This window comes from Serratia sp. 2880STDY5682894, from assembly GCF_001537385.1.
In the GTDB taxonomy this organism is placed as follows: domain Bacteria; phylum Pseudomonadota; class Gammaproteobacteria; order Enterobacterales; family Enterobacteriaceae; genus Serratia; species Serratia nevei.
Genome location: NZ_FCJA01000001.1, coordinates 752,724 through 776,423, shown reverse-complemented (window position 1 = coordinate 776,423; position 23,700 = coordinate 752,724). Strand labels below are relative to the sequence as shown.

Genomic DNA, 23,700 nt, shown 5'->3' with positions numbered 1-23,700 from the left:
TGCCAAATAAATAGATTTCTGTAGCATAGCAGAATTGTAGCAATTCAGGAAGTTAAACGAGATAACCTAATAAAATTTGGACACCATATGATCAAAATATCCGGCGTATACCGCGACCCGGCAGGCGTGGCCGTGCCTGGCGTTCTGATAGCTGTAAAGTCGAAAAAAAACACACTGGAAACGTTCAAATGCTTGTGTGTAGAAACCGTGACGGGTCCCGGCGGAGAGTATGAATTCTCAGTCGTTCCTGATGATTATGAAGTTGTCATCACCTATGACAATGGGATTCACCAACGTCTGGGTTTCATGCGCATCGAAGATGGAGCGGCGGATGGTTCCCTTAATGATTATCTAATTTATGCAGATCCGGAGCTGGCCCGGCCGCCGGTGTATTCCGACATGAAGCGAATGTCCGAGCGTGCTAAGGCGTCCGAAATCGCTTCTGCTGAGTCAGCTCGTGAATCTGCGGGCGCGCGTGATGCTTCGGTTGATGCCAGCCATGTTTCTGTAGCAGCCGCCGAATTATCAAAGCTGCGTTCGGAAACAGCAGTTCAAGGCGCGAGAGATTCTAAAGGGTATGCTGAAAATTCCGCCAATAGCGCTAGTGATGCGAAAGGCAGTGCGGATAGATCTGATAGCGCTGCTGTGCGTGCAGAAACGGCGGAGAAAAACGCACAGAACATCGCTGATGCCAATACATATTATATCACACCAAATGATCCAGACGGTACGATAGCGGGGCTGGCTGGAACTCCCGAGGGAAAATCATTCCGCGTTGCCCAGGGAGTGGGGGCCGACGCATCATTCATTTATTACCGAAAATTTAATGGACAAGCCATAGCCATAGCCGACGCCCCAGGTAAAGCAATAACAGATTTAATAAAAAAATCCGCAGGAAAACCATTCATGCGGTGGCGGGATAAGTTGGGTATGGTTGCCGCATATTGGTCTGCAGACAATGAAGGCGGGGTGGGTTTTGTCAGTAAATTAGTTGAATTTAGTAGAAATGGTTTTTTCTCTGAAAACACAGAAGTATCAGACAATGTCATTAAAAATAGAGATTTCTCTGTAGTTAAAAGCGAGGATGGTAGTTTTAAGGTAAAAGATAGGATTGGACTTACCCTTCTTAAAGCGAAAGCCGGGAGCCTCTACCTCCCGAAAATAAGCGCGATATTGAACTCTGCAACAAATTTAAGCTACGGAAACGTAAAAATATCGATTGGAACCGGTGGAGATATTATCGCTTTTCGTGATAGTCGTGGCGTGGTAGGGCTTCGTGTTGATAAAAACTGCGTGCTGCATGCTAAAATTGCCGGGTATGACGGAAATTCATCCGCAAGAAGAATGACCGAGGATTCTATTATATCTCTGGTTCAGTCATTTGCAGATTCGGCAAAAACAAATTTCGGTCGAAGAATTTTTAATAACGTTCCGGCGCTGGGTAATCCAAATAAAAGAAAGAAAAAAGTGCAGTTTTGGATTGTCTACGGACAGTCATTCTGTGTAGGCGCCCAAGGTGGCGTCGCCTTATCACTTACTCAATCGTTGGGTAATGTGATGCTTGGCGATTCGCCACGTGGTATGAAGTTCTCCACCAACACCACTTATGAATATGCGCCGCTTGGTGGTGAAAATGTCTTTAGGCCGTTGGTTGAGGTCATGCAGGATAACGCAGGAAACATCGTGGCCAACACGTCTGGCGGATATGGGGAGACTATTTCTTCATCATTTGCCAATAACTTGAAGGCCTATCACAACGAAAGCCTTGGAATAGAAAATGATGAGGACTTTATCATCGGCGTCGCCTGCTGCGGCGTTTCTGGCCGAACTATCGAACAGCTGAAGAAGGGAGCAAGTCCAGAAATATACAACCGAGTTGAGACCGCCCTGGATGGCATTGCAGAGGCCGCTGCCGCTGCTGGCTACGATTGGGAAATTGGCGGCATTATCTATATGCAGGGTGAGAATGATAATGGGCAGTCGTTTGAATTCTATTATCCTCGCTTGCAGTCAATGCATGACACTCTGATTGCGTCATGTATGGATAAAAGCGGGCAAGACCGAAAGCCGCTATTTATGCTTAATCAACTCGGGAATAGCTATGTTCGCGGTAAGGGTGTGCCTGCCGCGCAAATAGAATTGTCGCTAAAAAATGATAATGTTGTTCTGGTCGGCTCGTATCAGGGATTGTCGAATCCAGGAGCGCATTTATCGGCAAACTCATATCGAATTCTTGGCGCTATGTTTGCTCGTGATGCGTTTCGTCACATGTCAGGATATGGTTCATATCCATTTAAGTGTGAGAAAGGCGTATATCATGAAGATGCTATTTATCTTGGTATGACACCACATATCACCCCGCTGAAGTTCAACAAAGTATTCAACGGGTGGAGTTATGTTGAGCATTCAGATAAGGGAATCTCTGTTAGTGATTCATCGGGGGTGATTGCTTCTTCTGATTTAACAGTTACCACCGTTTCGCCAACAGTAATAAAGATATTGTGCTCCAGAAAACTGACCGGGAAAGTAACTGTAACTATAGGCGATAGTTCTCATGGCGGAACGCACAACATATGTGATGGCGGGAGTGAAGTTGCTTACAACAAGTGGGAGTATGGGGTGCCTAACCAATATCCGCAAGAGAACATCCCAGAGTTGGTAAATAAAAACTATTCGCTGGCAACATTTGCAGCCATCCAAACAATTGAATGTAACGAGGTCTAATATGGCTATTGATTTAGTGATGGGCGACTCTATTTTTTCAACCGGGGTCTCCATTGATGTTCCGGTCAGTGATGGATTGGTTTCATTTGGCCTTGGTGGAGATATGCTTGGCATCAACCTGGTTGAAGGAGGCGTGCAGCCAACAATTGTCGGAAACCCTATCCGTATCGATGCGAAATCTTCTAAGTTGGGAAACTTTGGCTACCTTGACCTGAATATTCATGAGACAGAGAATTTCACATATATTAGTGTGAATAAAATTTGGACTCCAACGGGTCTTAGCGCGTGCAATCTGATCGGTACGTTCCAGACCACATCGGCAACAGGTGTTACTGTCGCTGGCTCCGGCCTGATAATGGAAGCGAACGGCTATAGAACTGCAGTCGCATCCGTCTATGATGGAACGCCGGCTGGAGCGACCGTTATATCGGATAATATCTCCGTAACCAACGGCACCAGCCCACCGCCGGCAACTGAAGATACAGCAACTTGGCGATTCCTCGCAGCCATCTATGACGGAAACGGAGATTTTGGTTCAGGGGAGACAGCGAGCAAACGCCGGTACATCATCGATAAGGCTGTCGGAATTACCCTTAACCGTCGCAACGCGGACCTAACTATGATTCGTGATTTGCGAGGCAAGGATACGATCCGTGTGGGTAATATGGGCAGCCGCCTAACTCAAACCAGCACCACGATCATGGGCGCCTACGCCGTCTACAACCGCGCGCTTACTGCCGCTGAGTTCGATTTGATGTACAAGCGGATGCAGGAAATAGCGGTTGCGAATGGCTGGAACGCTATCTAAAACCAGAGGGCCGGGAGGGAACCCGGCCATTCCCCAAAACTATCTTTCGTTATCGATCAGGCATCTGCCATTTAAGATGTGAATTGGTCTTCACATCGGTTTTTTCTTACGATTATACTGTTCATGCATACAGTATTTGTTGTGAGGTAAAACACTATGGGAATGATGCCAAAATTTGCTAGCCCGGCAGCAGACTACGTTGAGAAGCGCTTAAGCCTCGATGAGATCTGCATTTCAAAACCGAGCGCTACTTATCTGCTCCGCGCCGTTGGCCAGGCGATGGCGGTCGGTATCCACGCTGACGCGTTGCTTGTTGTCGATTCATCGGCGACGCCGGTACACGGCAGTATTATCGTAGCTGCGGAGGAAGGCGCGCATGTGTTGCGCCGGCTTCGTCTTTACCCGTATCGCGCGCTTGAGTTTCTCGATGGCTCCGGCCGGGAAACTGAACTCGGTAACGAAGACTCGGAAGAAGGGATCGAGGTGTTCGGCGTGGTGATGTACTGCGTCAATGATATGCGGTCGTGCGAGTGGGATGATCTGCCGGTTATTTGATGACCGGTCATGCTTTCTGGTCTTATGATGATTTGGGAGAGGTGTGCAGGATTTTTCGGTATAAAATCGCTCGAACTTTTCCCGAATCGAATCGAGATTCTTGATAACTATTTGAATGCAAAAGACGGTTAACGAAGGTATTTTTGATGGCTTTATAATCCATGCCTGAGTTATCCATATGAAAAAATTGAATTTATTTGTTTTGGTTCGATTAAAGGAATCGTATTCGGTCTTTTTTTGTGTGATTGATTTGTAAGGAAATTCTATTTAAGGCACCACCAACAATCCCCGCTCCTCTTTTCGAGTCATAGCCACCAACCCGATCTCCATCCTTATTCCCCACCCGCACATATCGCTAATTTCGCCGCACCAAAAGGCATTACGTCATTTATGGCGCTGATAAGCTCCGGTCATTGCTCCCATCACCGGTTAAATGAGAGTGGCATTATGGGGAATATCAAGGTATTAGGCGTTGTAAAAGGAAACCTGTTTTGAACGATCGGTTGAGCCAGTTGAAGAGGGCGCTGCCCGGCTATCTTGAGGCGTGGCGTGAGGGGGTTTTACCCTCTGACTGGGGGCAGATGGCCAACCCCGAAGTGGTTGCCGCCCTGTTGGCGGAGTGGGAGGCGCTAAGCGAATGGGCGTCTCGGTGCGAAACAACCACTGAAACTCCCTCCGATCCCGCCGCGTTTTGGCAGGCGCGTGCTGAGATGATGGCGCAGCGCAATCTCGAACTCAGTGCCCAACTGGCGACGCCAGTCCGTTTGCCCGGCGTGCGGGTGGCCTTTTTTGGCTATGTGAAAACGGCTGTGATGGACGCCAGGCAGGTGAAGGCAGCGATTCGTGATGCCGGTTTTATCATTGCGGGCGACGACCAAAGTGAGAATATGGCTTAACGCGGCTTCTTCTCAAATTTCTCGGCAAAAAAGAACCGCAGCAATTTATGGGTCCACAGCAGGATGGCGCCGACCACTACCAGCGAGACGACGAAATGCGACAGGTTTTTAGGCGCGGCGTAGCCGTGGGTAAAAGAAACCCCGGCGCCGCTGAGCAGCAGGGTGGCGATCCAAGAGCCGAGTAGCAGGCACAAGGTACGGAACAGTTTAAACATTGTTATCACCGAAATGCTGAAAGCGCCGACTGAACAGAAAGACTCAGACGGTGCTTTGATTAATTAAAACCGCTTAGCGAGAGCAGGTGTTGCCACCCTTGTTGCTATTGTTATTGCAGTTGCTCTTGTTGCCGCCTTGCCCCATGCCGACGTTGCCGCCACCTTTGCTTGCCTCTTTGAAACAGCCGCCGTTGAGCGTGCCCAGCGCCAGACCGCCAAGCCCCCCTAGTGAGCCGGTGATGATGCCGTTAATGCAGTCCGGGGAGGTGTGTTTCTGGTACATATTGCCGTCCGACGATTTACCGTCCCCGTTCTTGTTGCCGCCGTTGTTATTGACACGTCCGTTGCTACCGCGGTTGTCGGCAAAGTTACCGGCGCCGGCGATCAGGTGGAAGTATTTGGCCTCGATCTCTTGCATAAAACTCCCTCTTTATCGATACGGTTAAATGGCGTAAAGCTTGAACAAGCCAGCTGTTTTTAACAGAAAAAACAGTGGGGGTAATTACCGGTTCGGATAAGAACAGGGAATTTATTTAAGGGTATTTTTCAGGCTTATGAGAGTGATGGTGAATGATGTTCTCGACGAGAGGGTAACGTGAGCCACCCGGGCCTTTGCAACGAATGGCCTTTCTGCGGCGCGCAGCAAGGTTCAATTCATCCGGTCAATTTGTTAGGATCGCCTGACCTACATGACTAGTGGTGCAGTACATTGAAAATTAAAGCGTTGTTATTTGTTGCGTTGGCCGCGCTGGCCGGCTGCAGCCAGGAGGGAACCTCGATGAATCAGCCCGCGAACGAGAAAGGCGGCCAAACGGAGGTGTTGCTGGTGAACAGCGCGCTGGTGGACTGCGTGGGCGTCGGCCCGATGAAGTGCATGCAGGTGCGCCGTTCCGCGCAGCAGCCGTGGGAGTTGTTCTATACCGGTATCGAGGGTTTCACCTTCGAACCGGGCTATCAGTATCGGCTGAAAGTGCTTGTTACTCCGGTGGAGAACGTGCCGGCCGATGCTTCATCGCTGCGCTATACGCTGATTGAGCAGATGGAAAAGAACAAGGCGTAATGATTATCAGGCCGGGCGAAGTGCGCCCGGCCTGCTGTTTTATAGCGTTAATCCCATCTCCGCCGCGACTTGCTCCAGCTGGTAGCGTGACGTGCGCGTGAGTGAAGGCTCCTTATCGACATAGTAGGCGTAAGCGATAACGCCAATCGACAGCGCCCAGGCGCGGCCGCGCCGCCAGGTCTCATCGTCCACCTTCACCGCCTGGCGGAAATGTTCGCGGGCTTCCGCTCCCATCAGGTTCCAGGCAACTATCATATCGACCGCAGGATCGCCGATGGCGATGCCGCCCCAGTCGATCACCGCCGCCAGCTCACCGTTGTCGATCAGCAGATTGCCGGGTTGAATGTCCGTGTGCAGCCAGCATGCGCCGCCGGTGTTTTCACTCACCTGGCTCACGCTGTCCCATGCTTGCAGCAGGGCGGCAGCGTCGAGGTGAGGGGCGCACAAGGCGATGGATTCGCGAGTGAGGGCATCTCTGGCGCTGACTGGGCCGCCGCGATAGGCGGTGATTTCATAGTCTGCGGTCGGGATGGCGTGGAGTGCGCGCACGAACTCACCCAATTGCGTCGCCAGCAGCGGGCTGCACTCGCCGCAGGCGGGCGTGCGGCCTGCGATCCAGCGGCCGATGCTCCAGGCGAAAGGATAGTGGCCGTTCGGCTTACCCTGGGCCAAGGGCGCGGAAATCGGCACCGGCAGATGAGGTGCCAGCAACGCGGGGTAGCGGTTCTCGCGCGCCAGCGCTTCGGCCGCCGAGGCGGTACGCGGCAGGCGAATGAACAGCTCGTCGCCTAGCCGCAGCATCACGTTGTCGGTACCGCCGGTGGTGACGAGTTCGATGGGTAACGCCGCCCAGGCCGGGAATTGTTCGGCGAGCATGGCTCGGACATGGGGGAGGGAAATCTCGGCCTCATCGGCATGTATTTTGGGAATGGCATTCACCCGGTACGGCTCCTTCACTGGCGCGGGGGCGCGGCCCCGACTGGTCTGTTCACTGCGCTTGTTTTCGCACTTTCTTAAGTATATCGAGAAAATCAGGTATATTGTCCTTCGGTTTTTAGCTACCAAGAAAAAATTACTATGATTATCAAACCTAAAATTCGTGGTTTTATCTGCACCACCGCTCACCCGGCAGGCTGTGAAGCCAACGTCCGTGAGCAAATCGCCTACGTTAAGTCGCGCGGCGAACTGAAAAACGGGCCTAAAAAGGTGCTGGTCATTGGTGCATCCACCGGTTACGGTCTGGCCTCGCGCATCAATGCCGCTTTCGGCAGCGGTGCGGCCACCATCGGCGTATTTTTCGAGAAGCCTGGCAGCGAAGGCAAAACCGGTTCCGCCGGTTGGTACAACTCCGCCGGTTTCGACAAGGCAGCTAAAGAAGAAGGCCTGTACGCGAAAAGCATCAACGGCGATGCATTCTCCAACGAGTGCCGTCAGACCGTGATCGATCTGATTAAAAAAGACCTGGGTCAGGTTGACCTGGTGGTTTACTCGCTGGCTTCGCCGGTGCGTAAGATGCCGGAAACCGGCGAAGTGGTGCGTTCCGCACTGAAGCCGATCGGCGAGCCGTACAAATCCGTCGCGCTCGACACCAACAAAGACGTGCTGGTTGAAGCCGTGGTCGAGCCGGCCAACGAGCAAGAAATCGCCGACACCGTGAAGGTGATGGGCGGCCAGGACTGGCAGCTGTGGATGGACGCGCTGGACGAAGCGGGCGTGCTGGCGGATAACGCGCAGTCTGTCGCTTACTCCTACATCGGTACCGATCTGACCTGGCCAATCTACTGGCACGGTACGCTGGGCAAGGCGAAAGAAGATCTGGATCGCGCGGCGCACGCCATCAACCAGAAGCTGCAGGCCAAAGGCGGCGCGGCTTACGTTGCGGTGCTCAAGTCGGTAGTGACTCAGGCTTCCTCCGCCATTCCGGTAATGCCGCTGTATATCTCCATCGTGTTCAAGATCATGAAGGAGCAGGGCATTCACGAAGGCTGCATCGAGCAGATCCAGCGTCTGTTCGCCACCAAGCTGTACAGCGGTGCGGCGCCGGACACCGACGAGAAACACCGTCTGCGCCTGGATGACTGGGAACTGCGCGACGCCGTGCAGGAAACCTGCCGTGAAATCTGGCAGCAGCTGAACGACAACAACATCAACGAACTGACCGATTACCAGGGCTACAAGGCGGAATTCCTGCGCCTGTTCGGCTTTGGTCTGCAGGGCGTTGACTACGACGCCGATCTGAGCGGCGAAGCCAACTTCGATGTGATCGAGCTGGTCTAAGCGCGTCGAGCGGTCAAACAAGGTCGGGTTAGCCCGGCCTTTTTTATTGCACGCGAATTATCGGGTGGCTAAGCGAAAATGTTTATTTCAGGTTAATAGGTTAACCAGGTGATTAACATCGACGGGCGGCGTTGAAATAACGGCGGTTATTAAACTAAAGAAAGTCATTTTTTTATTTACCCTTGCCGCCGGCTGCGGGTATTTTATTTCCTTTAAGGAGAAAACGATGACATGGCGTTATTGGGCCCCGACATCGTTATTGTTGTTGAGCGCTTGCAGCGCGATTCAGCCGACGTCGACGTCCCCAGACTGGTCTCAGCCGCAGCCTGCCACGCGGGAGCAGCGGCAGCGCATCATGGCGGGCGAGTCCGCCTCCTCGGTATTGCACGAAGGAAATGTTGGCATTGGCGGCACCTTCGATGGGTCGAAAATATTCGATCGTTAAGCCGCTAAATATATTCAGCCAAATTAATGCGCGCATTCTGTCGATATTGTCGGAGGGTTTACCTTTCCTGCGCTATTCTGCCGTGGCCCGACCATTTATTGCGTTAGCAGACAATTCGTTTTCCTTATAGGGAACTGCCGGTTTATTTCGGTGTAATCAAAGGAGTTGCCCATGGCGAAGGACATGGCCGCGATCTTTCTCTTGCTGTTGCTGCCGCTAAGCCAAAGCGCCGGTGCGGCGCGCTACGACAGGCAATGTGAAGGCGTGTCGCCGGTGCTGTTTCAAAAGCGGCTGAAAGCGCTGGCGCAGGATCTGCGGCAGGAAATGAGCGAGGAAGCTCCACCGGCAGAGCGCGATGCGGAAGAGCTGGCGCGGCTGGCGGAGTGCGGTATCGAGCCCGGCAAAGCGCCCGTCACCGGCGGGCAGCGCGCGCCCCGTTCAGAGGAAAAGCCGCCGGCATCGCCGAACGGTTGTTGAGCCGGCGTGCGCGCAGAGTAAAACGATGTAAAAGGAATCATTAATGAAAAGGATAGTGTTGGCCGGCGCGGCCTTGTGTTGCGCCAGCTTCGCGCAGGCGCGGGTGGATTTGGAATACCATGCGGCGGCGCCGAAGGACAGCAAGGTCACCGAGGAGTATCAGAAAAAGCGCGACGCATTGCGCCACAAGGTGTGGAATGTCGATAATCTGACGCTGGCCAACGAGCAGGCGATTGCGCGCGAACAGCAGCGCGAGGCGGCAGAGAGCGCCAAACGGCAGCAGCATCACCTGGAGCAGCAGGAGAAAAAGCAGCGCTGCCTGCGGAGACACTCGAAAGATCCTCACCGCGAGGCGAAGTGTTACATGCACAGCTTCTAACATTAACCGTCCGGGCGCCATCAGCGCCCGGCGTCGTTTAGGCCGGGCGGCAATGCTCTTTCAGCATGGCGATCGCGTCCGGTTTCAGCTGATACAGATAGACCGGGCGGCCGGTGGCGCCGTACAGAATACGGGTGCCGAGAATGCCGCTCTCCGCCAGATAGATGAGGTACTTGCGGCAGGACACCCGCGAAATGCCGATGGCGTTGGCCAGGTTGTCGGTGGAGAATTCGCTGTCATGCTGCTGTTCGATCCACTCGCACACCGTGCTCAGGGTAATGCTGGTCAGCCCCTTCGGCAGCTTCTTGCTCTCCTGGCCGCCGGGCTGGCGGCGCAGCAGGCTGTCGACGTCGGCCTGCGAAAACTCGCGCTGCGCCAGAATCTGCGACTGCTGCCGGTAGTGGCTCAGCGCCTCCTTGAAGCGGCTGAACTGGAACGGTTTGATCAGATAATCCACCACGCCGTAGTGCAGCGCCTTTTGCACCGTGTTCACGTCGCTGGCGGAGGAGATGATGATCACATCCGTCTTCTCGCCGAGTTCGCGCAGGCCGGGCAGCAGATCCAGCCCGTTCTCCTGCTGCATGTAGATATCCAGCAGCACCAGATCGATGCTGACGTCGGCATCGGCCAGCAGGGCGCGCGCCTGGTTCAGGGTGGCGACCGTCGCCTGGCAGTGAAAACCGCTGACCTGGCTCAGGTAGTATTTGTTCAGCTCCGCCACCATCGGGTCGTCGTCGACAATCAGTACGTTAATCATGGGCTCTGCTCTTGGCCTGATAGGGAAGGTGCACGAAAAATTGGGTCAGCTCGCCCGGTTCGGATTCGAAATCGATGCTGCCGCCCAGTTTCTCCAGATGGCTGCGGATCAGCGCCAGGCCAATGCCGCGTCCCGTTCCCTTGGTAGAAAATCCGTGTTCGAAGATGCGCGCGCCGATCGCCGGATCGATACCGGGGCCGTCGTCGCTGACGATACAGTGTAATTGATCGTCGTGGTGATGGAAGCTCAGGCCGATCTCGTGGCCCTCAACGCCGTCGATGGCGTCGATGGCGTTTTCGATCAGGTTGCCGAGCACGCTGATCAGCACATGGGTGGTTTCCGCGTCGTCGGTTTCCGGCAGCAGGCTGGTTTCCTCGATGGTCAGCTCAACGCCGGCTTCGTGGGCGCGGCTGATCTTGCCGATGAAGAAGCCCGCCACTTCCGGCGAGTGAATCTTGCGCAGCAGCGCGCCGATCTCTTCCTGATAGTTGCTGGCGGTATTGATGATGTAGTTTTCCAACTGCTGGTAGGCCTTCATGTGCAGCATGCCGAGTATCACGTGCAGCTTGTTCATAAATTCGTGCGACTGCACCCGCAGCGCATCGGCGTAGTGCGCCATGCCGCTCAGGCGCTGCAGCAGGCGGCTGACCTCGGTCTTGTCGCGGAAGGTGGCGATGGCGCCGGTCACCTGGCCGTTGACGATCACCGGGACGGTATTGGTCAGCAGTTCGCTGCCGTTGAAGCTGATCTGCCGATCGCGCAGCGGTTTGCCGCTGGCCAGCACCTCCGCCAGATGCAGCTGCGCCGGCCAATGCTTGCTGGCGGCTTCCAGCAGCAGGTTTTCCACCGGGCCGCTTTGGCGCAGCAGGCGCTTGGCCTCGTCGTTGACGATGGTGATGCGGGATTTATTATCGACCGCGATCACGCCTTCTTTAATCGATTGCAGCATGGCGTTGCGCTGTTCGAACAGGTTGGAGATTTCGTAAGGCTCGAAACCCAGCATGATGCGCTTGAGTGCGGAGACCAGGAAGAAGGTGCCCAGGCTGCCGACCAGCGCGGCGAAGGCGATGGTCCAATAGATGATCCAGCGGCTTTCCGCCACCACCCGCTGCACGGTATCCAGCGCGATGCCGAGCGCCACTACGCCGATTTGCTGTTTCTGCGCGTCATACACCGGCACGAACACCCGCAGCGCCGGGGCCAGCGTGCCGCGGTTGATGGCGCTGTTGACGTTGCCTTGCAGCGCGGGCGCCAGATCGTCGCCGATAAAATGCTGGCCGATCAGCCAGGGTTTGGGGTGCGAATAGCGGATACCCTGCATATCCACCACCACCACGAACAGCAGCTCGTTTTGATGGCGCACCTGCTCGGCGAAGCGCTGAATGGCGCCGCTTTGGTCGCGCCGCTGCAGGCCGTCAACCACCGTGCTGGAGAGCGCCAGCGTATTGGCGACGGCGATGGCTTTCTGCTGCAGCTGATCTTGCCCCTCGCGGCTCATCTGCACGAAAAACAGCGCGAATACCACCAGCAGCACCGAAGCGATGATGGCGGACACCATCAGCGTGATGGAGGTGCTCAGCTTGAGCGGCACCCGTTGTTTTGGCATGGCGGTTCTCCGAATGGCGATATCACGGCGTATTCTAGCGAGGAATGAGGCAAGCTGCAGTTACCGGCAGCAGGTTATAGCATGCTGCCGGGGGAGCAGGGGGTTATTTTAGTTACAAAAGCGGGTCACTGCTGGTGGTAGATCTCCAGCGCCTGTTGGCCGCTGGCGCCCTGATGGATGATTGCCATCAACGCGCGCACCACCTGCGACGGATTGCTGTGTTGATAGACGTTGCGGCCGTAGACCATGCCGGAGGCACCCTGGGCCATCAGCGCGGCGGATTTCTCCAGCACCGGCCCCAGCTCCCCCTTGCCGCCGCCGCGCACCAGCGTCGGGCAGCGCGCCGCTTCCACCACGCGGTGGAAGTCTTCCACCCGCTCGGTCGGGTCGGCCTTGATGATGTCGGCGCCCAGCTCGCGCGCCAGCCGCACCAGCGGCACGATCTTCTCCACGTCGCCGAGCGAGCCGTAGGCGGCGCCCTGGCCGGCCGGGGCCATCACCAGCGGTTCGATCATCAGCGGCATGGCGTATTGATCGCAGGCGTGGCGCAGGCGGCCGATGTTTTCCACGCACTGGCGGAAAATGCCGGGCTCATCCGGGATCATATACAGATTGACCACCACCGCGGCGGCGTCCATTTGCAGCGCCGCGAGGATCGGCGCCTCCGGGTTGTGCAGCACCGCCCACATTTCGCGGTGGCGCGCGGCGTTATAGGCGTTGCCGACGTCGGTGCGCATCACCAGCGCCGGTTTTTCGCGCTGCGGCGCGCGCTGCAGCAGATCCGCCTGGCCGTAGTTGACCTGAATGGCGTCGGGGCGCGCGGCGATCAGGTTGCCCATCACCCGTTCGATATCTTCCAGGCCGATCAAGAAATCCGGTTCGTTGGCGATGCCGTGATCGATCGCCACGTCCAGGCACTTGCCGTTGTTGAACAGGCGGTTCATCCGCACCTTACTGCTGAGCTGCATGTCAGGTCCTCCTGAGATAGGGATATGTCCATTATTGCCGAGTAAGGATGGTCGGGAAACGCGGAAACCGCAAACTGCGTGGCCGCTCGCAGTTTTTGCCGGCGCACGAAAGAGGAACGCTCGCCGGCGGCTTTCATTTCATTTGTTAGATCCGTGTCATGTTTTTGTTAATAAGCCATTCCAAAATGCATGTTTCGCTTGTTTGGGTTAAAAAGTTTCAATAATCTAAATTATGAAATAAACATTTAAAAACGGGCTGGAGGTGCCGTTTGTTGTGCCAAGGGTTTATTTCAATTGGTTGTTTTTAATCTGTTTTGAGATATTGATCACCATTTTCCCAACGACCTTTATACGGCGATAACGCGGTAAATTCGCCGTATCAAAGGGATAACACCGACCGTATTGTTGTTTGAATGTAAAAAATATTTTTCATTAGCTGTCAACCAACAGACCTCTTCATTCTAACGATTAAAGGGTAACGAACATGAAGCTGAAGAAACTGATCGCCGCCTCGGTACTGATGTGCATGCTGCCGGCCAGCGTGTTGGCGAAAGACATCAAGATCGGCGTTTCCATGGCTTACTTCGATGACAACTTCCTCACCATTCTGCGCCAGTCGATGCAAAACAAAATGAAGGCCGACGGTAACGTCAGCGGCCAGTTCGAAGACGCCAAGGGCGACATCGCGCAGCAAATTCAACAAATCGAAAACTTCGTCAGCCAGGGCGTCGACGCCATCATCCTCAACCCGGTGGATACCCAGGGCGTCAAGCCGATGATCAAGCTGGCCGAGAAGGCCAAGATCCCGCTGGTGTTCGTCAACCGCAAGCCGGAAGTGGCGCTGCCGGCCGGCATGGCCTACGTCGGCTCCGACTCCAAGCTGGCCGGCAAGCTGCAGATGGAAGCGCTGGCCAAGCTGATGAACGGCAAGGGCAACGTGATGATCCTGATGGGCGAGCTGTCGAGTGAAGCCACGCGCGACCGCACCCGCGGCGTGGAAGAGGTGGCGGCCAACTATCCCGGCATCAAAATAGTCGATAAGCAAACCGCCAAGTTCTTCCGCAAAGAGGCGGTGGACGTTACCACCGACTGGATTTTGTCCGGCCAGCAGATAGACGCCATCGCCTCCAACAACGACGAAATGGCCATCGGCGCTATTTTGGCGCTGAAGCAGGCCAAGAAATCCGGCGTGCTGGTGGCCGGCGTTGACGGCACGCCGGACGCGCTGGAGTTCATCAAGAAGGGCGATCTGGCGTTGAGCGTGTTCCAGGACGCTAAAGGCCAGGGCGAAGGCGCGGTGCAGACCGCCGTTCAACTGGTGAAAGGCGAGAAAGTGGAGAGCAACGTGCTGATCCCTTACCAGCTGATCACCCAGGCCAATTACCAGCAATTCGCCGATAAAAACAAGAAATAAGCCGTGAAGCCCGCCGCGGGCGTCGGTGTGGGGCGAGCGCGGCGGAAAACGTGGGTCAGTGCGGAGGTAAGCGGTATGTACCCTTATGTTCTTGAGGCCGAAGGCATCAGCAAGCAGTTCCCCGGCGTCAAAGCGCTGGATAAGGTCTCGATTAAAATCAAACCCGGCAGCGTGCACGCGCTGATGGGGGAAAACGGCGCGGGTAAATCGACGCTGATGAAATGCCTGATCGGCATCTACCACCCGGACGAAGGCTCGATCAAAATCAAAGGTCGGCCGGTCACCTTCAGCGACACGCTGCAGGCGCTGCATTCGGGCATTTCCATGATCCACCAGGAGCTGAACCTGGTGCCCTACATGACGGTGGCGGAAAACATCTGGCTGGGGCGCGAGCCGGCGCGGCTGGGGTTCGTCAACCACGAACAGCTGAACGAACAGACCCGCGAACTGCTGGCGCGGCTGAACATCAAACTGCAGCCGGAGACGCTGGTGGGTGAGCTGAGCATCGCCAACCAACAGATGGTGGAGATCGCCAAGGCGGTATCCTACAACGCCGACGTGCTGATCATGGACGAACCGACCTCGGCGCTGACCGAAGGCGAAGTGGTGCACCTGTTCGCCATCATTCGCGAGCTGCGCGAGCAAGGCAAAGGCATCATCTATATCAGCCACAAGATGGATGAGATCTTCGCCATCACCGACGAAGTGAGCATTTTCCGCGACGGCACCTTCATCGCCTGCGACAAAACCGAAAACCTGACCAAACAGTCGCTGATCACCATGATGGTGGGGCGCGAACTGACGCAGATGTTCCCCAAATTCAACAACAATATCGGCGAGGAAGTGCTGCGGGTGGCGGGGCTGCGCCGCAGCGGCTGGTTCCATGACGTATCGTTCAGCGTCAAGCGCGGCGAGATCCTCGGCGTTGCCGGGCTGGTGGGCGCCGGGCGCAGCGAAGTGATGGAGAGCCTGTTCGGCATGCACCCGGCGGACGGCGGCGAGATCTTTATCGAAGGCCAGGCGGTGAAAGTGGATTCCCCGGCGAAGGCGATCGAGAGCGGGCTGGCGTTCCTCACCGAAGACCGCAAGAAATCCGGCCTGTTTCTGGTGCTGTCGGTGGTCGAGAACATGAGCATCGTCAACCTGTCGGAATACATCGGCAAGAACGGTTTCGTCAGCCACGTGCAGATGGCCAAAGACTGCATGGATCAGATTAAAAAGCTCAACATCAAAACGCCGACCATGGATCAGATCATCAATAACCTCAGCGGCGGCAACCAGCAGAAGGTCTTGATCGCGCGCTGGCTGCTGGCGCAGCCGAAAATCCTGATCCTCGACGAACCGACGCGCGGTATCGACGTGGGGGCGAAAGCGGAAATTTACCGCCTGATCAGCGAGCTGGCCAACCGCGGCGTCGCCATCATTCTGGTTTCCTCCGAGCTGCCGGAGATCCTCGGCATGAGCGACCGGGTGATGGTGATGCACGGCGGCCGCATCACTGGCATTTTGGACAAAGACGACGCGGACCAGGAGAAGATCCTGGCGCTGGCCTCAGAATAACGAAGGGTGAACATCATGAGTAACGTAAAGATTGAGAAGCCGCTCTCCGCCGATTCAACGGGCAAGGGAACGCTGTTCTCCGGGCTGAGCGGCAAAATGCCGAAGGATACCGGTATCTTCATCGTGATGATCGGCATCGCGCTGATCTTCGAAATCCTCGGCTGGTACATGCGCGATCAGTCATTCCTGCTGAACCCGAACCGCCTGCTGCTGATCGTGCTGCAGGTGGCGATCATCGGCATCATCGCAGTGGGCGTCACCCAGGTGATCATCACCACCGGCATCGATCTCTCCTCCGGCTCGCTGATTGCGCTGACTGCGGTAGTGGCGGCCAGCCTGGCGCAGACCTCGGACAGCATCTCGCCGATGTATCCGGGGCTGCTCGATCTGCCGGCGGCGATCCCGATCGGCGCGGGGATCGGGGTGGGCATCGTCTGCGGCTTTATCAACGGCTTCCTGATCACCCGCACCGGCATTCCACCGTTCATCGCTACGCTGGGGATGATGGTGTCGGCGCGCGGCCTGGCGCAGTACTACACCAAGGGCAACCCGGTCAGCTTCCTGTCGGACGGCTTCACGTCAATCGGCCAGGGCGCGATGCCGGTGATCATCTTCCTGGTGATTGCGGTGATCTTCCATATCGCACTCAAGCACACCCGCTACGGCAAATACATCTACGCCATCGGCGGCAACATGACCTCGGCGCGGGTTTCCGGCATCAACGTCAATAAGTACCTGGTGACGGTTTACACCATCGCCGGCGGCCTTGCGGGGTTGGCGGGCGTGGTGCTGGCGGCGCGCGTCAGCAGCGGCCAGTCGAGCATGGGGATGTCCTACGAGCTGGACGCCATCGCCGCGGCGGTGATCGGCGGCAGCAGCCTGATGGGCGGCGTCGGGCGCATCACCGGCACGTTGATCGGCGCGGTGATCCTCGGCCTGATCAAAAGCGGCTTCACCTTTATCGGCGTCGATTCTTACATTCAGGACATCATCAAAGGCGTGATTATCGTCGCCGCCGTGTCGATCGACATGCGGCGCAACCGTAAAAAACACTGATTGCCGTGAATTGCCGCCGGCGCCAGGGTTGGCCGGCGGCGTTTTTTTACCGGGGGACACATCATGAATTACCTGAAAGGGCTGTGGCTGGCGGTGGCGCTGTGCGCGTCTACCTCGGCATGGGCGCAAACCATCGGCGTGTCGATGGCCTATTTCGACCAGAACTTCCTCACCATCATCCGCCAGGCGATCGACAAGGAGGCCAAGGCGCGCGGCATCACCGTGCAGTTTGAGGATGCGCGCGGCGACGTCGGCCGCCAGACCGATCAGGTGCAGAGCTTTATCAGCGCCGGGGTGGACGCGATTATCGTCGATCCGGTCAACTCGGCCAGCACGCCGGTGATGACCAAAATGGTCCAGGCCGCCGGCGTGCCGCTGGTGTACGTGAACCGCACGCCGGGCGACGCCAAACTGCCGCAGGGCGTGGTGTTCGTCGGCTCCGACGAGCGGGAATCCGGCACGCTGCAGATGGAAGAGCTGGCGCGGCTGGCCGGCTATCAGGGCAACGTGGCGCTGATGATCGGCAACCTGACCGACGCCGGCGCGCTGCAGCGCACCAAAGACGTGGAGCAGGTGGTGAGCAAGTACCCGAAAATGAAGGTGGTGCAGAAGCAGAGCGCCAACTATTCACGCAGTGAAGGCATGGACCTGATGATGAACTGGCTGACCAACGGCGAAGCGATCGACATCGTCGCCGCCAACAACGACGAGATGGCGATCGGCGCAATCATGGCGCTGCAGCAGGCGGGCAAGGCGGACAAGAAAGTGCTGATCGGCGGCATCGACGCCACGCCGGACGGCCTCAAGGCGCTGGCCTCCGGCAAGATGCAGGTCACGGTGTTCCAGGACGCGGTCGGGCAGGGCAAAGCCTCGGTCGATGTGGCGCAGCGCATGATCAACGGTGAAAAGCTCGAGCCGTATTACTGGATCCCGTTCGAGCTGGTGACGCCGGCCACGATGCAGAAGTATGCGGCCAGGCCGTGAGTTAACCGTCAGATCCGCGTTGCCGGGGCGCTGCTTGCAGCGCCTTTTTTATTGGCGTCAGTTACATGTCCGCTTGCGGCCAGCGCGGCGCGGGATCTTGCTTCACACTGAGGATCTTTAAACCGCGTGAGGATGAGCGATGAACGCATTGAACGGCAAGGTGGCGGTGATCGGCGGCGCCAGTTCGGGGATCGGCAGGGCGGCGGCGCTGCTGTTCGCCCGCCAGGGGGCTGCGCTGGTGTTGGGGGCGCGGCGCGAGCGGCTGTTGGCGGAGCTGGTGGAGGACATTCGGCGCGAGGGCGGCCGGGCGCTCGCGGTGGCGGGCGACGTGCGCGATGAAGCCTTCGCCGAACGGCTGACGGCGACGGCGGTCGACGAATTCGGCGGGCTGGATATCGCCTTCAACAACGCCGGCACGCTGGGGCCGCTGGGGCCGTCGCTGGCGCTCACCGCGCCAGAATGGCGCGAGGTGCTGGAAACCAACCTGTCGAGCGCCTACTACGGCGCCAAATATCAAATCCCCGCCATGCTGGCGCGCGGCGCGGGCTCGGTGATTTTCACCTCCACCTTCGTCGGCCACACCGCGGCGTTTCCCGGCACGGCGGCCTATGCGGCCGGCAAGTCGGGGCTGATCGGCCTGACGCAGGCGCTGGCGGTGGAGTTCGGCGGACGCGGTATTCGGGTGAACGCACTGCTGCCGGGCGGCACCGATACGGCGATGGGCCGGCAGATGAGCAATACCCCGGAGGCGCTGGCGCAGGTGGCCGACCTGCACGCGCTGAAGCGGCTGGCGATGCCGGAGGAGATCGCGCAGGCGGCGCTGTATCTGGCGTCTGACGCTTCCTCATTTGTCACCGGCACCGCGATGCTGGTGGACGGTGGCGTGTCCATCCAGCGCGGCTGAGGTTGGCATGGCCCGTGGCCGGGCGCCACGGGCATGCGGGGGAGGGTTACCAGCCTTTGACGGCGTCGCCCTTGTAGATGTCGGCGGCGCTGGCCGCCACTTCGTCGGTCTGATAGGCCTTGACCAGATCCTTCACTTTCTCGCTGTCTTTGTTGTCGATGCGGCTGGCGAAGATGTTGACGTACGGCGAGTTTTTGTCTTCGACAAACAGCCCGTCCTTGGCCGGCGACAGGCCGATCTGGCTGGAATAGTTGGTGTTGATGATCGCCAGCGTCACTTTCTGATCGTCCAGCGCGCGCGGCAGCTGCGGCGCTTCAATCTCGACGATCTTCAGCTTTTTCGGGTTGCCGACGATGTCCAGCGCGGTCGGCAGCAGGCCGACGCCCTCTTTCAGGGTGATCAGCCCCTGTTTTTGCAACAGCAGCAGCGAGCGGCCCAGGTTGGTCGGATCGTTCGGCACCGCCACCTGCGCGCCGTCCGGCAGCTGGCTGAGTGCGGTTATCTTCTTCGAATAGCCGGCGATCGGGTAGACGAAGGTGTTGCCCACCGCCGCCAGCTTGTAGCCGCGCTCCTGCATCTGCTTGTCCAGATACGGCTTGTGCTGGAAGGCGTTGACGTCCAGATCGCCGTTGTTCAGCGCTTCGTTCGGCAGCACGTAGTCGTTGAAGGTCACCACCTCCACGTCCAGATCGTATTTCTGCTTGGCGACCTTTTGTACCACCGCCCACAGCGACTGATCGATACCGGCGCTGATGCCGACCTTGATGTGGTGATCGTCCTGTGCCGTCGGGCCACAGGCGGTCAGCAGCAGCGTGCCGGCGGCGGCCAGCGCCAGGGTGAGGTTTTTCAGCGTAAATGTCATTTTCCTAGGGTCCTTGTCAACATTGCCTGCTAATTTTGGCGGGCAGAATAGTGGCAGTGACTGTAGGTAATCGCTGGGCTAAAACAAAATACTGATTCACTATGACTCATAGCGATTAGCTATGAGCGGCCGCCGCCTGGCGCGGTGCGGATTGTTTTGACGGCGAATCGGCGGGCTTATTATGATAGCCGTTGGCCCGTGAGGGCAGACTGGGTACTGAAACGAAGGAAAAGACAATGCGATTGAACACTTGGAGCAAGGCGCTGCTGCCGCTGGTGGTGTTGGCCTGCGTCTCGGCGACTCAGGTTCGGGCGGCGGAGAGCGATACCGGGCCGATCCCCAAACAGCTGCTGGGCAACTGGCGCGTCAGTAAAATTGTGCCGACCCAGACCACCGGCTGCTGGGATCAACAGCAGGCACAGAGCCTGATCGGCGGCAAAATCAGCTACAAAGCGGATGCGTTCAGCTGGAACGGCACGGCGCTGAAAAGCGAAGGGGCCACCGTCAGCACCGTAGAAGCGCAGGAGTTTGTCGAGGACAATTCCGGCAGCAGCTCCTACATCGATTTCCCGATGCTGGGCATCAGCACGCCGTCGGTCGAACGCGTGGCCATTCAGCACGCGGATACCGCCATCAAAGGCATCACCGATCAGGGCACCGATGGGGTGCCCGGCGATAACGTGCTGGTGAAAGACGCCAACACGCTGATCCTGTCGCTGTGCAACGTCTGGTTTGAGGCGCAGCGCGAGAAGTAATTTTTGCCTTCAGCCCCGGCAACGGGGCTTTCCCACCGCGTCGCCACCCGTCATACGCGCCATTTCTGAACTAAAATTAACCATAACGATATGACCCCGGCGTGATATCGGAGCCTCGGCTCTACCGAGTCCATGACAGGAGGCGCTATGTGTTACCACCATATTGTCATCGCCACCGATCTGAGCGATGACGGCAAACGGCTGGTCGAAAAGGGGGCGCTGCTGGCGGAGGCGCTGCAGGCCAAACTCTCGCTGATCTATGTGGACGTTCACTACGACACCTACCACGCGGCGATCGGCTTTTCGGAGCGCAGCTATGACGGCGTGCCGTTCGAAGAGAAGATCCGCAAAGAGCTGGAGCCCACCACGCAAAACGTCAATTACCCGATCGCGGAGGTGATTATCGGGCGCGGCGGCTTTGTCGATGAACTGCGTACGGCAGTCGTGGATAAGAACATCGATCTGCTGGTGTTCGGCCATCACCACGATCTGTGGAGCAACCTGTTTTCTTCCACCCGCAATGCTATCAACCAGCTGAATATCGACGTGCTGGTGATCCCGATCCGTTCATAAACGCGGGCCACCGCCGGGCAACGATGGCGGTGGCCGCTGCGGCTTATTGTGTGAAGAAGTCGTTATACAGCATGTACAGGTGCGCCGCGCTCCAGGAGAAGTTCGGCGCGCCTTGCTGCTTGCCGGTGAGCGGGTTGTAGTTCTCGCGGATCGGCCCGTCGGCGACCAGGCCGTCGGCGTGGCGGAAGAAGGCCTGCGCCATCGCCACCGCATCGTCGCGATAGCCGTAGCGCTCCATGCCCTTGAGGCCGAAATACAGCTGATCGACCCACACGCGGCCGCGCCAGTAGATGTCCGCGCCGAACGCCGGATTGGTCAGCGCCGCGGTGCCGAGCGGCACGTAGGTATTGAACTCGCGCGGATCCTTCATCACCCTGACCACCGCATCGGCGTGCGGTTGGCTGGCGGCGCCGTTGAACAGCGGCGACCAGCCTTCCGGCCCTTTGCCGCGTTCGACGATCGGTTTGCCGGCGCAGCCGTTGGCCAACGGCTGGCTTTCGATGCGGATGTCATAGAAGAAACCGCTCTGCTTGTCGAACATGCAGGTGTTGATGTAGGCCGCCAGCCGGTCGGCTTTGGCGCGGAAGGCAGCGGCCTCGGCACCGCGGCCCAGAATATCGGCCATCTCCGCCAGATAGCGGTTGTCGCTGTACATATAGCTGGCCTGATCCACCGACTCCTGCAGCAGCGAGTAGCCGAGCAGCGTACCGTCCGGCGCGCGGTTTTCGGCGAATTTTACCTGCCAGTCTTCGCGTTTGCCGCCCTGCGCCACGTAGCGCGCCAATTGATCCGGATCGATAAAGCCGAATACCGCCGCGTCGTCGCGGCCCGACTCCCAGGAGGCGGCGGTCTGCGCCGGGATCTCGATGCTGTCGTACTGCCCCTCGCGCACGATGCGATCGTAATTGTCGAGGCCGGCCAGCGTTTGCTCGCGCTGCCCGCGTTTGACGGTGAACAACATGCGCCCGTCGGGGGTATTGTGCGCTTTGTCGCGGGTGGCGCCGTACTCCGGCACGCCGTTGCCGTTGTGATCGCGGTTGCGCAGCCACCAGTCATGGTAGGCCACCAGCTTCGGGTACATCTCCGCCAGCCAGTCCTTATCGCCGGTGACGCGATACACCTCCATCACCGCCCAGGCCGCCAGGCTCGGCTTGGTGTTGCGCTCGTTCCAGTTGCTGCCGTCGCCGCCGCGCTCCGGGCTGGGGTTGTAGGCGATAAGGTCGGGCAGAAAACCGGCGTCCCACGGGCGCAGGGTGTCGCCCGGCCGGATCTGGAAGGCGAACACTGCGCGAATGTTGTCCTTGGCCACGTCCGGGTTGAAGTGCGCCATGGCGTAGGCCTGTTTCCAGGTGTCCCACGGCCAGGTTTGGTTTCCGGAGAACCAGCGCCCGGTCACCGACGGGGTGACCGAGTCGAACTTCATCGCCCCGGCTGCGCCGCGCCAGTTGCCGTTCAGCGTTTCCATCGCTTTGACCGCCACGCGGGTTTGTTCCGGCGTGGCGTGCGGGTTGCTGAGCCCAGTGGCGAGATAGCGTTCCCAGCGCTGGGCCGACGCGGCCATATAGCGCTGCGGGTGAGCGAGGATATCGGCGATAGCGCGCTGTTCGCGCTGTGCCTCTTCGGCGGTGAGCAGGTGCGAGTAGGTGGTGTACAGGGTGGTGGAACCGGCGATGCGCGCCGTGGCGCGGAAGCGGTGGCCGTCGACCGTGGTGCGCTGCGGCAGCGATTTGTGGATCTGATACTCGGACTGGCCCGAGGTCATCAGCTGCGACGGCGCGCGCACCTTGCCGAAGGTGACGCGCAGGCCGTCAGCCGTCGGCACAATGCGGCGCGTGTAGTCCGGAAACGCCTGCTCGAGGGTCGCCGGCGGCTGCGGTTTTTGCTCTTTGGCCGCGTAGCGCTCCAGCAATTCACCGTCCCACACCAGCTCCAGCGGCGTGTCGGTCAGGATTTGGGTTTCCAGCAGCGAGGTGCGCGCGGCGGCGAAGCGCAGCGTCAGGTTGACGGTCACGCCCGGCGCGCTGAGCCGCTGCACCAGGGCGCCGGGCAGGCTGTAGGCCGTCATGGTGAAATGCACCGGTTTACCGTCTCGATAGACGCTGAGCCGATCGAAATTGTTGGCCATAAAGTTGATGTACTCTTCGGTCAGCAGCGCCGGGCCGGGGAAACCGCCCATGCCTTCCGGCCCGCTCGGCAACAGGTGGCCGTGCCAGGCGCCGAGATCGAAGAACGGATTGAAGCGCTGGTGATCGTCGAAATCGTAATCGAGCATAAAGTGCGGCGCGCCGCGGCGGTCGATGACGTTTTTATAGCGCTCGGCCAACTGGGCGTCGGCGTCGGGCATTTTCGGCACACAGCCCGTCAGCGCCCATGCGAGGATGAGGGCAGTGGCCAGCGGGGTCAGGGGAGTCATGTTCATCGTAGG

The 23,700-nt window shown here is 58.0% G+C and carries 23 protein-coding genes; 15 read left to right on the top strand and 8 right to left on the bottom strand.

Going from position 1 to position 23,700, the window contains the following annotated elements:
• Positions 1-87 precede the first annotated feature (87 nt).
• The 4 genes from AWX27_RS03570 to AWX27_RS03555 all read left to right on the top strand — a co-directional run bounded on the left by AWX27_RS03570 (position 88) and on the right by AWX27_RS03555 (position 4,983).
• On the top strand, positions 88-2,724 hold the full coding sequence (locus tag AWX27_RS03570; RefSeq protein WP_060419431.1) for a prophage tail fiber N-terminal domain-containing protein: 2,637 nt from the start codon (positions 88-90) through the stop codon (positions 2,722-2,724).
• 1 nt (position 2,725) lies between these two features.
• Positions 2,726-3,532: a hypothetical protein gene (locus tag AWX27_RS03565; RefSeq protein WP_060419429.1), complete on the top strand. Its 807-nt coding sequence runs from the start codon at positions 2,726-2,728 to the stop codon at positions 3,530-3,532.
• 156 nt (positions 3,533-3,688) lie between these two features.
• Complete coding sequence (locus AWX27_RS03560) at positions 3,689-4,087, top strand: HumD family translesion DNA polymerase (protein WP_060419427.1); 399 nt, start codon at positions 3,689-3,691, stop codon at positions 4,085-4,087.
• Positions 4,088-4,578: 491 nt separating this feature from the next.
• Complete coding sequence (locus AWX27_RS03555; RefSeq protein ID WP_060419425.1) at positions 4,579-4,983, top strand: hypothetical protein; 405 nt, start codon at positions 4,579-4,581, stop codon at positions 4,981-4,983.
• On the opposite strand, the gene AWX27_RS03550 is transcribed toward AWX27_RS03555, so the two are convergent.
• Positions 4,980-5,198: a hypothetical protein gene (locus AWX27_RS03550; protein ID WP_060419423.1), complete on the bottom strand. Its 219-nt coding sequence runs from the start codon at positions 5,196-5,198 to the stop codon at positions 4,980-4,982. The genes AWX27_RS03555 and AWX27_RS03550 overlap by 4 nt on opposite strands.
• A 73-nt stretch (positions 5,199-5,271) precedes the next feature.
• A complete protein-coding gene (locus AWX27_RS03545; RefSeq protein ID WP_060419422.1) occupies positions 5,272-5,616 on the bottom strand; it encodes a hypothetical protein in 345 nt (114 codons plus the stop codon).
• Between the two features lie 291 nt (positions 5,617-5,907).
• On the opposite strand from AWX27_RS03545, the gene AWX27_RS03540 reads away from it, so the two are divergent.
• Entirely contained in the window at positions 5,908-6,258 is a 351-nt protein-coding gene (locus tag AWX27_RS03540; protein ID WP_060419421.1) for a DUF4377 domain-containing protein, read from the top strand.
• A 39-nt stretch (positions 6,259-6,297) separates the two neighbouring features.
• Here AWX27_RS03540 and AWX27_RS03535 read toward each other — a convergent pair whose 3' ends face one another.
• Positions 6,298-7,134, bottom strand: coding sequence for an aminoglycoside phosphotransferase family protein (locus AWX27_RS03535; RefSeq protein WP_060419420.1), 837 nt, complete (start codon positions 7,132-7,134; stop codon positions 6,298-6,300).
• 201 nt (positions 7,135-7,335) lie between these two features.
• Between AWX27_RS03535 and fabV the strand changes: the two genes are divergently transcribed.
• The 3 genes from fabV (at position 7,336) to AWX27_RS03515 (ending at position 9,836) form a co-directional block, all read left to right on the top strand.
• On the top strand, positions 7,336-8,535 hold the full coding sequence (fabV, locus tag AWX27_RS03530; protein ID WP_048322950.1) for an enoyl-ACP reductase FabV: 1,200 nt from the start codon (positions 7,336-7,338) through the stop codon (positions 8,533-8,535).
• A 616-nt stretch (positions 8,536-9,151) separates the two neighbouring features.
• On the top strand, positions 9,152-9,457 hold the full coding sequence (locus tag AWX27_RS03520) for a hypothetical protein (protein ID WP_060419416.1): 306 nt from the start codon (positions 9,152-9,154) through the stop codon (positions 9,455-9,457).
• A 43-nt stretch (positions 9,458-9,500) separates the two neighbouring features.
• Positions 9,501-9,836: a hypothetical protein gene (locus tag AWX27_RS03515; protein ID WP_060419415.1), complete on the top strand. Its 336-nt coding sequence runs from the start codon at positions 9,501-9,503 to the stop codon at positions 9,834-9,836.
• Positions 9,837-9,873: 37 nt separating this feature from the next.
• On the opposite strand, the gene dcuR is transcribed toward AWX27_RS03515, so the two are convergent.
• The 3 genes from dcuR to AWX27_RS03500 form a co-directional block, all read right to left on the bottom strand.
• Positions 9,874-10,593 carry a two-component system response regulator DcuR gene (dcuR, locus tag AWX27_RS03510; RefSeq protein WP_060419412.1) on the bottom strand — a complete coding sequence of 240 codons (720 nt, stop codon included), beginning with the start codon at positions 10,591-10,593 and terminating at the stop codon, positions 9,874-9,876.
• Positions 10,586-12,199 (bottom strand): sensor histidine kinase, encoded by a 1,614-nt coding sequence (locus AWX27_RS03505; protein ID WP_060419410.1) that lies wholly within the window; start codon positions 12,197-12,199, stop codon positions 10,586-10,588. The genes dcuR and AWX27_RS03505 overlap by 8 nt, the downstream gene beginning before the upstream one ends.
• A gap of 125 nt (positions 12,200-12,324) precedes the next feature.
• Positions 12,325-13,167 (bottom strand): class I fructose-bisphosphate aldolase, encoded by an 843-nt coding sequence (locus tag AWX27_RS03500; RefSeq protein ID WP_047727766.1) that lies wholly within the window; start codon positions 13,165-13,167, stop codon positions 12,325-12,327.
• A gap of 484 nt (positions 13,168-13,651) precedes the next feature.
• On the opposite strand from AWX27_RS03500, the gene AWX27_RS03495 reads away from it, so the two are divergent.
• The 5 genes from AWX27_RS03495 to AWX27_RS03475 all read left to right on the top strand — a co-directional run bounded on the left by AWX27_RS03495 (position 13,652) and on the right by AWX27_RS03475 (position 19,085).
• The gene (locus tag AWX27_RS03495) at positions 13,652-14,581 is read left to right on the top strand and encodes a sugar ABC transporter substrate-binding protein (RefSeq protein ID WP_033642730.1); all 930 of its coding nucleotides are present in this window, start codon (positions 13,652-13,654) and stop codon (positions 14,579-14,581) included.
• Positions 14,582-14,656: 75 nt separating this feature from the next.
• Positions 14,657-16,141 carry a sugar ABC transporter ATP-binding protein gene (locus AWX27_RS03490; protein ID WP_049202519.1) on the top strand — a complete coding sequence of 495 codons (1,485 nt, stop codon included), beginning with the start codon at positions 14,657-14,659 and terminating at the stop codon, positions 16,139-16,141.
• A 15-nt stretch (positions 16,142-16,156) separates the two neighbouring features.
• Positions 16,157-17,197 carry an ABC transporter permease gene (locus tag AWX27_RS03485; RefSeq protein WP_025160279.1) on the top strand — a complete coding sequence of 347 codons (1,041 nt, stop codon included), beginning with the start codon at positions 16,157-16,159 and terminating at the stop codon, positions 17,195-17,197.
• A gap of 63 nt (positions 17,198-17,260) precedes the next feature.
• Positions 17,261-18,181 carry a sugar ABC transporter substrate-binding protein gene (locus tag AWX27_RS03480; RefSeq protein WP_060419408.1) on the top strand — a complete coding sequence of 307 codons (921 nt, stop codon included), beginning with the start codon at positions 17,261-17,263 and terminating at the stop codon, positions 18,179-18,181.
• Positions 18,182-18,320: 139 nt separating this feature from the next.
• Positions 18,321-19,085, top strand: a complete 765-nt coding sequence (locus AWX27_RS03475) for an SDR family oxidoreductase (RefSeq protein ID WP_049274233.1) — start codon at positions 18,321-18,323, stop codon at positions 19,083-19,085.
• 46 nt (positions 19,086-19,131) lie between these two features.
• On the opposite strand, the gene metQ is transcribed toward AWX27_RS03475, so the two are convergent.
• A complete protein-coding gene (metQ, locus tag AWX27_RS03470; protein ID WP_047727757.1) occupies positions 19,132-19,947 on the bottom strand; it encodes a methionine ABC transporter substrate-binding lipoprotein MetQ in 816 nt (271 codons plus the stop codon).
• A gap of 236 nt (positions 19,948-20,183) precedes the next feature.
• Between metQ and AWX27_RS03465 the strand changes: the two genes are divergently transcribed.
• Together AWX27_RS03465 and AWX27_RS03460 are read left to right on the top strand one after the other, a co-directional pair.
• Complete coding sequence (locus AWX27_RS03465) at positions 20,184-20,702, top strand: hypothetical protein (RefSeq protein ID WP_049202527.1); 519 nt, start codon at positions 20,184-20,186, stop codon at positions 20,700-20,702.
• A 147-nt stretch (positions 20,703-20,849) separates the two neighbouring features.
• A complete protein-coding gene (locus AWX27_RS03460; protein ID WP_015377548.1) occupies positions 20,850-21,275 on the top strand; it encodes a universal stress protein in 426 nt (141 codons plus the stop codon).
• A 43-nt stretch (positions 21,276-21,318) separates the two neighbouring features.
• Here the strand turns inward: AWX27_RS03460 and ygjK are convergent, their stop codons facing one another.
• Positions 21,319-23,694, bottom strand: coding sequence for an alpha-glucosidase (ygjK, locus tag AWX27_RS03455; RefSeq protein WP_080432932.1), 2,376 nt, complete (start codon positions 23,692-23,694; stop codon positions 21,319-21,321).
• Between the last annotated feature and the right edge of the window lie 6 nt (positions 23,695-23,700).

Bases quoted from the DNA above. Each gene is read 5' to 3' on its own strand.
- AWX27_RS03570 (WP_060419431.1), top strand. From the start codon at position 88: ATGATCAAAATATCCGGCGTATACCGCGACCCGGCAGGCGTGGCCGTG.
- AWX27_RS03520 (WP_060419416.1), top strand. From the start codon at position 9,152: ATGGCGAAGGACATGGCCGCGATCTTTCTCTTGCTGTTGCTGCCGCTA.
- AWX27_RS03490 (WP_049202519.1), top strand. From the start codon at position 14,657: ATGTACCCTTATGTTCTTGAGGCCGAAGGCATCAGCAAGCAGTTCCCC.
- AWX27_RS03495 (WP_033642730.1), top strand. From the start codon at position 13,652: ATGAAGCTGAAGAAACTGATCGCCGCCTCGGTACTGATGTGCATGCTG.
- AWX27_RS03500 (WP_047727766.1), bottom strand. From the start codon at position 13,167: ATGCAGCTCAGCAGTAAGGTGCGGATGAACCGCCTGTTCAACAACGGC.
- AWX27_RS03480 (WP_060419408.1), top strand. From the start codon at position 17,261: ATGAATTACCTGAAAGGGCTGTGGCTGGCGGTGGCGCTGTGCGCGTCT.
- AWX27_RS03535 (WP_060419420.1), bottom strand. From the start codon at position 7,134: ATGCTCGCCGAACAATTCCCGGCCTGGGCGGCGTTACCCATCGAACTC.
- AWX27_RS03545 (WP_060419422.1), bottom strand. From the start codon at position 5,616: ATGCAAGAGATCGAGGCCAAATACTTCCACCTGATCGCCGGCGCCGGT.
- AWX27_RS03565 (WP_060419429.1), top strand. From the start codon at position 2,726: ATGGCTATTGATTTAGTGATGGGCGACTCTATTTTTTCAACCGGGGTC.
- AWX27_RS03475 (WP_049274233.1), top strand. From the start codon at position 18,321: ATGAACGCATTGAACGGCAAGGTGGCGGTGATCGGCGGCGCCAGTTCG.
- ygjK (WP_080432932.1), bottom strand. From the start codon at position 23,694: ATGAACATGACTCCCCTGACCCCGCTGGCCACTGCCCTCATCCTCGCA.
- AWX27_RS03460 (WP_015377548.1), top strand. From the start codon at position 20,850: ATGTGTTACCACCATATTGTCATCGCCACCGATCTGAGCGATGACGGC.
- AWX27_RS03505 (WP_060419410.1), bottom strand. From the start codon at position 12,199: ATGCCAAAACAACGGGTGCCGCTCAAGCTGAGCACCTCCATCACGCTG.
- AWX27_RS03465 (WP_049202527.1), top strand. From the start codon at position 20,184: ATGCGATTGAACACTTGGAGCAAGGCGCTGCTGCCGCTGGTGGTGTTG.
- dcuR (WP_060419412.1), bottom strand. From the start codon at position 10,593: ATGATTAACGTACTGATTGTCGACGACGACCCGATGGTGGCGGAGCTG.
- fabV (WP_048322950.1), top strand. From the start codon at position 7,336: ATGATTATCAAACCTAAAATTCGTGGTTTTATCTGCACCACCGCTCAC.
- AWX27_RS03550 (WP_060419423.1), bottom strand. From the start codon at position 5,198: ATGTTTAAACTGTTCCGTACCTTGTGCCTGCTACTCGGCTCTTGGATC.
- AWX27_RS03560 (WP_060419427.1), top strand. From the start codon at position 3,689: ATGGGAATGATGCCAAAATTTGCTAGCCCGGCAGCAGACTACGTTGAG.
- AWX27_RS03515 (WP_060419415.1), top strand. From the start codon at position 9,501: ATGAAAAGGATAGTGTTGGCCGGCGCGGCCTTGTGTTGCGCCAGCTTC.
- metQ (WP_047727757.1), bottom strand. From the start codon at position 19,947: ATGACATTTACGCTGAAAAACCTCACCCTGGCGCTGGCCGCCGCCGGC.
- AWX27_RS03485 (WP_025160279.1), top strand. From the start codon at position 16,157: ATGAGTAACGTAAAGATTGAGAAGCCGCTCTCCGCCGATTCAACGGGC.